The following is an 11,645-nucleotide window of genomic DNA, read 5'->3' on the forward strand; positions in this document are numbered from 1 at the left end:
ACTACAGATGTCGCCGTGTCGTCTCCGGCACTTGCAGTCCTGCACGTTAGTAGTAATACTACTAACCATGGACCTGACCGACACCCAGCAGGCGATCCTGCAGTTGATCGCCGAGCGTATCGAGAGCGAAGGCGCACCGCCGTCGCAGACTGAAATCGCACGTGCGTTCGGCTTCAAGGGCGTGCGCGCGGCCCAGTACCACCTGGAGGCCCTGGAGCAGGCCGGTGCGATCCGTCGCATCCCCGGCCAGGCCCGCGGCATCCGCCTGGTGCAGGCGCCGCCGGTCGAGAAGCTGGCCGAGCCAGGCCTGCCCGACAGCGTGCTGCGCCTGCCGGTGCTCGGCCGGGTTGCGGCCGGCCTGCCGATCGGCGCCGATATCGGCTCGGACGATTTCGTGGTGCTGGACCGGGTGTTCTTCTCGCCAGCGCCGGACTACCTGCTGAAGGTGCAGGGCGATTCGATGATCGACGAGGGCATCTTCGACGGTGACCTGATCGGCGTGCACCGCACTCGCGACGCCCATTCCGGGCAGATCGTGGTGGCGCGCATCGATGACGAGATCACCGTCAAGCTGCTGAAGATCGCCAAGGATCGTATCCGCCTGCTGCCGCGCAACCCCGACTACAAGCCGATCGAGGTGCTGCCGGACCAGGACTTCTCGATCGAAGGCCTCTATTGCGGCCTGTTGCGACCCAACCGTTGACCCGTTCCATAGCGCATTACCCCGCGGTCTTTTGTGGCGATTCTCTGGTTCCACTGAGGTTGGTACGGATGTCCGATAATTCTTTTCAGAGCGCCGGGCAGAATCTCAGCCTGTGCGATACGTCCGACTTAAAGTGAGCCCATGGCAAAGAAGACCCCCAAAGACAGCACCTCCAACGACACGACCTCTGCAAGGACCCAACCGATGGACGAGAACAAGAAGCGCGCCCTCGCTGCAGCTCTGGGCCAGATTGAGAAGCAGTTCGGCAAGGGCTCGGTGATGCGCATGGGCGACCGCGTGGTCGAGCCCGTCGAAGCCATCCCGACCGGTTCGCTGATGCTCGACATCGCACTGGGCATCGGCGGTCTGCCGAAGGGCCGCGTCGTTGAAATCTACGGGCCGGAATCCTCGGGCAAGACCACGCTGACCCTGCAGGCCATCGCCGAATGCCAGAAGATGGGCGGCACCGCGGCCTTCATCGACGCCGAGCACGCGCTGGACCCGATCTACGCTGCCAAGCTGGGTGTGAACGTGGACGACCTGCTGCTGTCGCAGCCGGATACGGGTGAGCAGGCGCTGGAAATCGCCGACATGCTGGTCCGTTCGGGTTCGGTCGACATCCTGGTGATCGACTCGGTCGCCGCACTGACCCCGAAGGCTGAAATCGAAGGCGAGATGGGCGATCAGCTGCCGGGCCTGCAGGCCCGCCTGATGAGCCAGGCGCTGCGCAAGCTGACCGGCAACATCAAGCGCTCCAACACCCTGGTGGTCTTCATCAACCAGCTGCGCATGAAGATCGGTGTGATGATGCCGGGCCAGAGCCCGGAAACCACCACCGGTGGCAACGCGCTGAAGTTCTATGCCTCGGTGCGCCTGGACATCCGCCGTATCGGCGCGATCAAGAAGGGCGACGAGATCATCGGCAACCAGACCAAGATCAAGGTCGTCAAGAACAAGCTGGCGCCTCCGTTCAAGCAGGTCATCACCGAGATCCTGTACGGCGAAGGCATCAGCCGCGAGGGCGAGCTGATCGACATGGGTGTGGATGCCAAGCTGGTCGAGAAGGCCGGCGCCTGGTACAGCTACGGTGAGGAGCGCATCGGCCAGGGCAAGGACAACGCCCGCGGTTACCTGCGCGACAACCCGACAGTTGCTGCGAAGCTCGAAGCCGAGCTGCGCGGGAAGTTCCAGCCGACCGAAGCCAGCCGTGAGGAAGGCGACGACGAAGGCGACGACGAGTAAAGCTTGCTGTGGGGCAGGGCGGCGCCGTCAGTGACGTCGCCCTGTCCCGCAGGTTCGAATCGCCCAGGGATGGGCTGGGCGCCACGGATGGCGCCACCCTTGGAGTACGCATGTCCGACGCCGACGACATTCCCACCGGTCGCAAACGCCGGCCGCGTGAGCAGACCCCCGTGCAACGGGCGCTGGGCCTGCTGGTCCGCCGCGAACACTCGCGCAAGGAACTCACCCGCAAGCTGACCGCACGCGGCATCGAAGACGATGCGGCGCAGGCGGCTGTCGCCAAGCTCACCGAGGCCGGCTGGCAGGACGACACCCGTTTTGCCGAGAATCTGGTGCGGATGCGTGCCAACACCGGCTATGGGCCGATCCATGTCCGCGCCGAGCTGGGGACCCACGGCCTGGACAGTGCCGCGATTGCCGCGGCGATGGACAGCTACGAAGGCGACTGGCAGGAAAACGCCCGTGATCTGGTCCGTCGACGCTTTGGCGAGGCCGGCCCGCAGGACCTGACGCAGCGGCGCAAGGCCGCCGATCTGCTGGCCCGACGCGGCTTCGACGGCGACAGCATCCGCCGCGCGACCCGCTACGACCCGGATGACTGAGACTGGCGGCGCCGGGCCTGATACCCTTTAGGTTTTCGGCGGTCCCTCGCGACCCTGGCCAATGCGGCCGGTGGTCCGGGCCCGCCGGCCCGCAGACTGCCAGCCCCCCAATGAACGCATCCGCCAAATTCACGACTTCCCAGATCCGCAGCGACTTCCTTGAATTCTTCAAGGGCAAAGGCCACACCATCGTGCCGTCGGCGCCGCTGGTGCCGGGCAATGATCCGACCCTGCTGTTCACCAACTCCGGCATGGTGCAGTTCAAGGACGTGTTCCTTGGCGCGGAAAAGCGCAGCTACGTGCGTGCGGCCGACGTCCAGCGCTGCCTGCGCGCGGGCGGCAAGCACAACGACCTCGACCAGGTCGGCTACACCGCACGCCACCACACCTTCTTCGAAATGCTGGGTAACTGGTCGTTCGGCGACTACTTCAAGAAGGACGCGATCGCCTGGGCCTGGGAACTGCTGACCCAGGTCTGGAAGCTGCCGGCCGAGCGTCTGCTGGTCACCGTCTACCAGACCGACGACGAAGCCTACGAACTGTGGCGCGACATGGTCGGCGTTCCGGAAGAACGCATCGTGCGCATCGGCGACAACAAGGGTGCGCCGTTCGCTTCGGACAACTTCTGGCAGATGGCCGACACCGGCCCCTGTGGCCCGTGCACCGAGATCTTCTACGACCACGGCGACCATATCGCCGGTGGCCCCCCGGGCTCCCCGGATGAGGACGGCGACCGCTTCATCGAAATCTGGAACCTGGTGTTCATGCAGTTCGATCGCCAGCCGGATGGCACCCTGGTGCCGCTGCCGGCGCCGTGCGTGGACACCGGCATGGGCCTGGAGCGCCTGGCGGCGATCCTGCAGCACGTGCACACCAACTACGAGATCGACCTGTTCCAGGCTCTGATCCGCAAGGCCTCCGAGCTGACCGGCACCGCCGACCTGGAAAACAAGTCGCTGCGTGTGATCGCCGATCACATCCGTGCCTGTTCGTTCCTGATCGTCGATGGCGTGCTGCCGTCCAATGAAGGCCGTGGCTACGTGCTGCGCCGTATCATCCGCCGCGCCCTGCGCCACGGCTGGATGCTGGGCGTGCGCCAGCCGTTCTTCAGCAAGCTGGTGCCGACCCTGGTCGAGCAGATGGGCGAGGCCTATCCGGAACTGCCGGCAGCGGTGGACACCGTCACCCGTGCGTTGCAGGCCGAGGAGGAGCGTTTCGCTGAAACCCTCGACGCCGGCATGAAGATCTTCGAAGACGTCGCGGGCAAGGCCAGCAATGGCGTGATCCCGGGCGTTGACGCCTTCCGCCTGTACGACACCTATGGCTTCCCGCTCGACCTGACCCAGGACATCGCCCGCGAGCGCGACCTGACCGTCGACATCGCCGGCTTCGATGCTGCGATGGAACAGCAGCGCGAAACCGCACGTGCGGCCGGCAAGTTCGGTGGCGGCGTGACGCTGCCGGCCGAGCTGGTGGCGACCCTGAGCCCGACCCGGTTCCTCGGCTACGACCGCCTGCAGGCCGACGGCCTGACCGTGCTGGCCCTGCTCAAGGACGGCCGTCCGGTGCAGTCGGCCGATGCTGGTGACGCAGTCATCGTCATCACCAACCAGACCCCGTTCTACGCCGAGTCCGGCGGCCAGGTCGGCGACACCGGCGTGCTCACCGGCAACGGCGTGCGCCTGGTGGTGGAAGACACCCAGAAGTTCGCCGGCCAGTTCCATGGCCACGTCGGCACCCTGTCCGAAGGCGGCCTGAAGGTCGGCGATGTGCTGTCCGGCCAGGTGGATGGCGAGCGCCGTGGCGCCACCATCCTCAACCACTCGGCCACCCACCTGTTGCACGCCGCCCTGCGCGAAGTGCTGGGCACCCACGTGCAGCAGAAGGGCTCGCTGGTCGCTCCGGACCGCCTGCGTTTCGACTTCTCGCACTTCCAGCCGATCAGCGCGGAAGAGCTGGCCGTGATCGAGCGCAAGGTCAACCAGCAGGTGCGCGCGAACAACGCCGCCGAAGTGCACAACATGGGCATGCAGGAAGCGCTGGACTTCGGTGCGATGGCGCTGTTCGGCGAGAAGTACGGCGAGCACGTGCGCGTGCTGAAGATGGGTGACTACTCCACCGAGCTGTGCGGCGGCACCCACGTCAACCGCACCGGCGACATCGGCCTGTTCAAGATCACCTCCGAGGGCGGTGTTTCCGCCGGCGTACGCCGCATTGAGGCCGTTACCGGTCAGGGCGCCCTGGATTATGTGGATGCCGAAGAGGCCCGCCTGGCCGAAGCCGCCGAGCTGCTCGGCGGCAGCGCCACGGACGTGGTCGAGAAGATCCGTGCCCTCGGCCAGCGCCAGAAGCAGCTGGAGCGCGAACTGGAAGCCGTGAAGGCCAAGGTCGCCGCCGGTGCCACGGCCGACCTGTCAGGCCAGGCCGTCGAGGTTGCTGGCGTGAAGGTGCTGGCCGCCCGTCTGGAGGGTTTCGACGCCAAGGCCCTGCGTGACGCCATGGACCGCCTCAAGCAGCAGCTGGGCGACGCGGTGATCGTGCTGGCCGGCGCCCAGGACGGCAAGGCCGCCCTGGTCGCGGGTGTGAACGGCAGCGCAATGGGCAAGGTCAAGGCTGGGGAACTGTTGTCCCATATCGCCGGTCAGATCGGGGGCAAGGGCGGCGGACGCCCGGACCTCGCCCAGGGTGGTGGCGAGGACGGGCCCGCCCTTGCCACTGCGCTGGCTGCAGTCGTCGAATGGGTCAGCCCCCGCCTGTGATGAACCTGGCCGTCCCCCTCCTTGTAGGAGCGGGACGGCTGACGGTACCATTGCGAATCTTTTCCCTTTGTCGTGGTAGCGCTTCTTGACGGAGCGTCAAGCCGGTGGGGGATACCCTTCCACACGGTTCCATGGAGACTTACAAAAATGTTGATCCTGACTCGCCGCGTCGGCGAAACCCTGATGATCGGTGACTCGGTGAGCGTCACCGTGCTTGGCGTCAAGGGTAACCAGGTGCGTATCGGCATCACCGCGCCGAAGGACGTCGCTGTGCATCGCGAAGAGATCTATCAGCGCATCCAGCGCGGTGACGAAGCCGGTGGCACCGGTAGCGAAAATTCTGCCGAATAACGCTTTACCTTCGCACTCGATTAACGTTATGATTCACGCCCCGCTGAGGTGCAACGCACCAGACGCGGAGAAAACCCCGGAGTGATGCCCGAGTGGCCGAAGGGGCTCCCCTGCTAAGGGAGTATAGGGTCAAAAGCTCTATCGAGGGTTCGAATCCCTCTCACTCCGCCAGATACAAAGAAGCGCCTGCAGATCCTCGATCTGCAGGCGTTTTTCTTTATGGCAAAACTCATTGCCGGTGCGCCATCCACTGATCATCGATCAATGGATGGCGCTTCGGGTGCCCCCGACTCAGAGCCTTACCGTCACACCTACCTGGAAACCACGCCCCGGCAACGGCGCGATGTATTTCAGCGGCGAGTTGTGTGGCCGTGCTTCTTCATTGAGCAGATTGCTGCCGTTGACGAACACCTCCATGCCGGCGATGTAGCTGTTGCGTACCGGCAGCTCACGGCTGACCTGCAGGTCGACCAAGTTGAAGGCATCCAGTGGCACTTCCTCGCTGACATTGCGGCCGAGGTATTTCTGCGTGTCGTAGTAGGTGCTGGACAGCTGCGCCTTCCAGCCTTCGCGCTGCCATTGCAGGTTGGCACCGTAGCGGTTGGTGGGCATGTTCGGCAGGTACTCGCCGTCATTGTGGGCACGCAGCGAATCGGGGTGGTCGGCCTTGTTCTTCACCAGGTCGGCGAAAGCGGAGATGTTCAATGTGCCGTATCGGCCAAGCTCCAGTGCCTGCGAGGCATCGATCTCGAAGCCCTTCACCGTGGTGTCGGTCTGCTTCCAGTACTTCAGCGGCAGGCGGTTGGCGGTCTGCACGCCCGAGTAGCCCAGGTACAGATAGTTCTCGTACTTCATCCGGTACGCGGTGGCCGACAGTTCGAACCCTCCGATATGGAACAGGCCGGTCAGCTCCAGGTTTTTCGCGCGTTCCGGCTCGAGGTTCTGGTTGCCTTCTTCCTGGGTCATCACCGAATAGTGAGCATTGCTCGCATACAGCTCGTTGATCTCCGGTGCGCGCTGCGAGGACGAGTAGCGCACCTTGGCGGCGAACAACGGACCGAGCTCGACAAACGATCCCAGGCTGTAGCTGTTGAGCCGGTAGTCGCGGTCCTGCAGTTTCGTGTTGGCGGCATTGCGCGCGGTCTTGAAGCGGCTTGGTTGCAGGTCATGGTCAACGCGCTCGTGGCGCACGCCAGCGTCGAAACTGGCCCAGCCGAAGTCCAGCGTCTCCTTCAGGAACACCGCGTTGCTGCGGGTGTCGACGTCAGGCAGGTAGCGCAGCGAGCCGCTGCCGGTGACGTCACGCGACTGGTGGCTGTAGCCGAGCAGGCCGCTGAGCGGACCGACACGCTGATGGCTCAGCAGCAGTTCGGCCTGGGTGCTCTCGAAATCGTAGTCGTTGGCCCGGGTGGCACCCAGCCGTTCGCCCGAGGTGTTGTCCAGCTTGGAAACACGCAGTTCGGCGCGCTCGAACCACGGCAGCGGGTCGCGCAACAGGGCTTCCAGTGCGTAGCGTTCCTGCTTGATCACCACGCCCACCGGCAATGCGTTGGCGTAGTTGGAACCGAACGACAGGTTCTGCATCGAGAACCCGGGCACGCCGTATTCGCTGTCCTTGGCATCGATGCTGACACCCACGTAACCACGCTCGAAGAACAGGGTCGACCCGAACGCCACCTGCGAATTGCGCGCGTAGCTGTTGCCCAACCGGTGATGGTAATCGGGCGTCACATCGTTGTTGATCTGCTTCTGTACGTATGACGGCGTGCCGGCGACATAGGCCGGATTGACCGGATTGATATAGGTACGGCGCTGCCAGACCGAGGTCGGGTTGTTGGTGTAGAACGAGAAATCACCATCGGCCCAGTCCGGGTTTTCGGTCATGAACTGGTCGATGTAGGGCTGCGAGGCCTTGTTGTAGATCTGCTGGACGCGCGCCTCCTTCTGGCAGCTGTCGGCCAGCGCCGAGTTGACGCCGCCGGTCGGCGGGAACAGCCCGGTGTTGCAGACACTGGCCTTGCTGTTGCCGGGGATGTCGTAGTGCGAGATGCGCTGCCGAGAGGCCAGCAGGTTGGTCGAGAGGTTGCGCTGGTTGTTGAAGTTCATGCGGAAGCCCTGCGCGTCGGCGGCATTGAAGCCCTTGCGCAGGACCAGTTCCATCGACTGGTCCTTGTCTTCCATGCTGCGCGAGATCAGGCCGGAGTCGATCTCCACGCTGCCGCCGATCGCGTTGCCACCGTAGCGCACGGTATCGGACGACTTGTTGACGGTGACGCTGTGCACGAACAGTGGATCGAACGGAATGTTGATGTCGCCGCTGATCGCGTTCATGCCGAGGATGGACTGGCCGTCCTGCAGGATCTGCACGCGGTTGCCGCTGAGGCTGCGGATGACCGGAGCGCCCGCGTTTGGCCCGAAGGCGCTGCTCTGCACGCCGGAGACGTGTTCGAGCAGGCCGCCGAGGGTGCGGTTCTGCGCCTGTGGGTTGTCGACAGTGACCCGGCTGTCGATGCGCGAGGGCTGGGAGGCCTGGACCTGGAGGGTGGGGAGGGTGGGTTCGTCCGCGGCCTGGGCGGTGTGGACGACGAACAGAATGGCAGCAGCAAGCAGGTGGCGACGCATGGCACGATCCGTGAAAATGATGTGAAATGTTATAACGTAACTATTTGTATCGACAAGGGTGGATTGGGCCTTGCGGCAGGGGCTGGATATGAGAACGGTTCTCATATGAAAATGACCGACGAACCACTGCAGGCCCCTCATGCTCAGCCTCACCCTTGCCGACCTCGATCGCCTGGGCCGCAGCAGCGGCTTCCGCTATCGCCTGCCTGCACTGGCCGCCGATCTGTCCGGTGAACAGTGCGTGGTGCAGGGCAGGGTGGAGCAGCGTCGCCTGCGCCCGGGCATGACCCTGGCGCTGTCGGATGTAATCGCCCATCAGCCGTTCGAGGCAACCTCGGAGTCGCCGCCGGCCTTCTCGGTGATCGTGATGCTGGAGGGACGCGCAGGGGCGCGGTTGGCCGGGCAGGCGGTGATCGGCATGAGCCCGGGTGCCGGCGCGATGGTGCTGGCCGAGGCGGCGCCGATGACCGCGATTCATCCCGCAGGGCAGCGGATGCGCAGCCTGAATGTCTCGTTGGACGCACCTGCCGGGATTGACGACCCGATGATCAGCGAGCTGCTGTCCACCGCGCATCGCACCGGTCACCCGCGGTTACGTGGTTGGCAGGTCCCCGGGCACCTCGAGCACGCCGCCGACCAGCTGCTGTCGGGCAGCTGGCAGGGCGCGATGCATGCACTGCTGTGCGAGAGTATCGGCCTGCAGATGCTGGCTCTGGCGCTGGGCGGGCCTGCGCGGGAGGCATCGCCGGATCTGCGTGTTTCAGCACGTGATCGCCGCATGCTGCAGCGGGTGATGGATTGCCTGCAGGCGGCACCGGCCGCCGAACACAGCCTGGAGGAGCTGGCGCGCCTGGCCTGCATGAGCCCAAGCAGCCTGCGCCTGAAGTTCCAGCAGGTGTATCAGTGCTCGGTGTTCGGCTGGCTGCGCGAGCATCGCCTGCAACTGGCCTGCGCGCAGCTGCGGCAGGGCTGCAGCGTGCAGCAGGCCGCGCATTTTGTTGGTTACCGGCATGCCACGAATTTCGCGACCGCGTTTCGTGCGCGCTACGGCATCGCGCCCAGCCAGCTGCGCTGACGCAGGATCAGCGTCGGCAGCGCGCATACATCCGCTGCGTCCGCGCATACGTGCGCTCACGCTCAAATGACAATAATTCTCATCCAGCCTTTCCCTCCTGCTGGATCTCCCATGCCCGCCTGTATCCGCCCGCGCGCCCTGGCAACCGCCATCGGCACGACCCTGGCGCTGTTCAATACTGCCCACGGCGCCGAGCGCGCCCCCGCCGCGAACACCTCGCAGCTGCCCACCGTGCAGGTCACGGCCGACCTCGATGGCAGTACCGAATCCTCGCGTTCCTACACCACCGACTCCATGGGCACGGCGACGGGGCTGTCGCTGACTTCGCGGCAGACGCCGCAGTCGGTCAGCGTCATCACCCGCCAGCAGATCGAGGACCGCGGGTTGCTCAGCACCGCCGATGCACTGGCCACGGCTCCGGGCATCTCGGTCACGCGCAGTGATGCCAACCGCTATTCGTTCTCGGCACGCGGCTTCGACATCGACAACTACCAGTTCGATGGCGTGGTGATGCCGGTGCTGTCGCCATGGAATTTCGGCGAGAACAATCTGGACATGGTGGTGTACGACCGCATCGAGATCGTGCGCGGTGCCAATGGCCTGATGACCGGTGCCGGCAATCCGTCGGCGGCGGTGAACTACGTGCGCAAGCGCCCGCTGCGTGATTTTGCTGCCAGTGGCGGCATCGGCCTCGGCAGCTGGGACGCGCGCCGCGCCTGGGTGGATGTGTCCAGCCCGTTGAGCCGGGAAGGGCGTGTGCGTGGTCGTGTGGTCGCCGCGCAGGCAGAGGGCGACAGCTACACTGCTGGCCTGGACAGCACCGCGAAGACGCTCTACGGCGTGGTCAGCGTGGACCTGGGCGAGGACACCGGATTGATCGCCGGTATCTCCTACCAGGGCAACGACAATCGTGGCTTCGGCAGCGGCTTCGCGCTGTTCAACGCCGACGGCACGCGTACCCGCTTCGACCGCTCGGCATCGGCCACCGCGCCGTGGGCACGGATGAGCACCGATACCCGCAACGGCTTCTTCGATTTCAACCATCGCTTCGGCAACGACTGGCAGGCACGCGTGTCCTACAGCCGCTCGCATACCGACATGGAAATGAAGCATCTCTACCGGGGCGGCTATCCCGATCCGGTGACCGGGGCGATGCCCAATGGCAACAGCTTCACCCGCTACGACGGTCCGGTGCGCCGTGAGGCGGTCAGTGTCAGCCTGACCGGTCCCTTCCAGGTGTTCGGCCGCCAGCACACGGCGTCCGTCGGCTGGTCGCGCTCACGCGACGAGATCGCACTGGGGCAGTACCGCGCACTGGCGCCGTTGCCGCCGTTGGCAAGCTATCTGGACTGGCACGGGCCCGGTACGCCGGAACCGGTGTGGGCCAGCAGCAAGACCCAGGCCGATGATCTGGACAATCATCAGAGCGGTGCCTATGCCGTGGCGCGGCTGTCGCTGGCCGATCCGCTGCATGTGATCGTCGGTGGCCGCCTGAGCAACTGGGAGACCGACCAGGTCTACTTCGGCAGCAAGCGTAAGTACCGGTACCGCAACGAGTTCGTGCCGTATGCCGGTGTGGTCTGGGACCTCAACGGCTACAGCAGCGCCTACGCCAGCTACACCGGCATCTTCAAGCCGCAGAACAACCGCAACGAATCCGGGCAGATCCTCGACCCGGTCAGCGGCCGCAGCTATGAGTTGGGCCTGAAGGGCAGCTGGTTGCAGGAGCGCTTGAATGCGTCGGCGGCGCTGTTCCGCACCCAGCAGGACAATCTGGCCGAGGCCACGGGGGGGCTGGTCGAGGGCAGTACGCAGGCGGCGTATCGTGCGGTGAAGGGCGCAACGGTGGACGGCCTGGAACTGGAACTGGCCGGTGAGCCGCTGCCGGGGTGGAGCCTGGGCACCAGCTTCACCACCTTCATCGCGCAGGACGCGCAGGGCAGGGCGATCAACACCGCCAAGCCGCGCAGCTTGTTCAAGCTGTTCACCACCTGGCGACTGCCGGGTACCTGGGACCGGCTGACGATCGGCGGTGGCGTGGACTGGCAGAACCGCATGTACCAGACCGCCACCGCACCCGGAAATCGCCGGGTGCCGGTGCAGCAGCCCAGCTATGCGCTGGTCAACCTGATGGCGCGATACCAGTTCAGCTCCAACGTGTCGGCGGCGGTCAACATCAACAACCTGTTCGATCGCCACTACTACTCGCAGATCGGCTTCTACAACCAGGGCTGGTACGGGGCACCGCGAAACGTGATGTTCACGGTGAAGGTTGGCTACTGAGGATGCCG

Annotated in this window: 8 protein-coding genes and 1 tRNA gene; 8 read left to right on the forward strand and 1 reads right to left on the reverse strand. The window is 65.0% G+C overall.

The genetic code is table 11. The annotated features are described in order from the left end of the window. Positions 1 to 67: 67 nt before the first annotated feature. From lexA to ACW5IY_RS08575, 6 genes are all read left to right on the forward strand, one after another. A complete protein-coding gene (gene lexA, locus ACW5IY_RS08550; RefSeq protein ID WP_032128412.1) occupies positions 68 to 703 on the forward strand; it encodes a transcriptional repressor LexA in 636 nt (211 codons plus the stop codon). A gap of 204 nt (positions 704 to 907) precedes the next feature. After that, entirely contained in the window at positions 908 to 1,945 is a 1,038-nt protein-coding gene (gene recA, locus ACW5IY_RS08555) for a recombinase RecA (protein ID WP_049486953.1), read from the forward strand. 110 nt (positions 1,946 to 2,055) lie between these two features. Beyond that, complete coding sequence (recX, locus tag ACW5IY_RS08560; RefSeq protein WP_010484253.1) at positions 2,056 to 2,547, forward strand: recombination regulator RecX; 492 nt, start codon at positions 2,056 to 2,058, stop codon at positions 2,545 to 2,547. Positions 2,548 to 2,657: 110 nt separating this feature from the next. Continuing rightward, positions 2,658 to 5,306, forward strand: coding sequence for an alanine--tRNA ligase (alaS, locus tag ACW5IY_RS08565; RefSeq protein WP_049434767.1), 2,649 nt, complete (start codon positions 2,658 to 2,660; stop codon positions 5,304 to 5,306). 147 nt (positions 5,307 to 5,453) lie between these two features. Then, positions 5,454 to 5,657: a carbon storage regulator CsrA gene (csrA, locus tag ACW5IY_RS08570; protein WP_004152909.1), complete on the forward strand. Its 204-nt coding sequence runs from the start codon at positions 5,454 to 5,456 to the stop codon at positions 5,655 to 5,657. A 78-nt stretch (positions 5,658 to 5,735) separates the two neighbouring features. Then, positions 5,736 to 5,828, forward strand: a tRNA-Ser gene (locus ACW5IY_RS08575). A 120-nt stretch (positions 5,829 to 5,948) separates the two neighbouring features. Here ACW5IY_RS08575 and ACW5IY_RS08580 read toward each other — a convergent pair. After that, entirely contained in the window at positions 5,949 to 8,279 is a 2,331-nt protein-coding gene (locus ACW5IY_RS08580; RefSeq protein WP_049434765.1) for a TonB-dependent receptor, read from the reverse strand. 139 nt (positions 8,280 to 8,418) lie between these two features. Between ACW5IY_RS08580 and ACW5IY_RS08585 the strand changes: the two genes are divergently transcribed. Then, on the forward strand, positions 8,419 to 9,354 hold the full coding sequence (locus tag ACW5IY_RS08585) for a helix-turn-helix transcriptional regulator (RefSeq protein WP_049434763.1): 936 nt from the start codon (positions 8,419 to 8,421) through the stop codon (positions 9,352 to 9,354). A gap of 111 nt (positions 9,355 to 9,465) precedes the next feature. Further along, positions 9,466 to 11,637 carry a TonB-dependent alcaligin siderophore receptor FauA gene (gene fauA / locus ACW5IY_RS08590; protein WP_053091867.1) on the forward strand — a complete coding sequence of 724 codons (2,172 nt, stop codon included), beginning with the start codon at positions 9,466 to 9,468 and terminating at the stop codon, positions 11,635 to 11,637. Positions 11,638 to 11,645 lie beyond the last annotated feature (8 nt).

It is taken from the genome of Stenotrophomonas sp. C-A, assembly GCF_054030835.1.

What these genes read in the sequence shown, in the direction of transcription:
- csrA (WP_004152909.1), top strand. Translation starts at nt 5,454, where the DNA reads ATGTTGATCCTGACTCGCCGCGTCGGCGAAACCCTGATGATCGGTGAC.
- alaS (WP_049434767.1), top strand. Translation starts at nt 2,658, where the DNA reads ATGAACGCATCCGCCAAATTCACGACTTCCCAGATCCGCAGCGACTTC.
- recX (WP_010484253.1), top strand. Translation starts at nt 2,056, where the DNA reads ATGTCCGACGCCGACGACATTCCCACCGGTCGCAAACGCCGGCCGCGT.
- lexA (WP_032128412.1), top strand. Translation starts at nt 68, where the DNA reads ATGGACCTGACCGACACCCAGCAGGCGATCCTGCAGTTGATCGCCGAG.
- fauA (WP_053091867.1), top strand. Translation starts at nt 9,466, where the DNA reads ATGCCCGCCTGTATCCGCCCGCGCGCCCTGGCAACCGCCATCGGCACG.
- recA (WP_049486953.1), top strand. Translation starts at nt 908, where the DNA reads ATGGACGAGAACAAGAAGCGCGCCCTCGCTGCAGCTCTGGGCCAGATT.
- ACW5IY_RS08580 (WP_049434765.1), bottom strand. Translation starts at nt 8,279, where the DNA reads ATGCGTCGCCACCTGCTTGCTGCTGCCATTCTGTTCGTCGTCCACACC.
- ACW5IY_RS08585 (WP_049434763.1), top strand. Translation starts at nt 8,419, where the DNA reads ATGCTCAGCCTCACCCTTGCCGACCTCGATCGCCTGGGCCGCAGCAGC.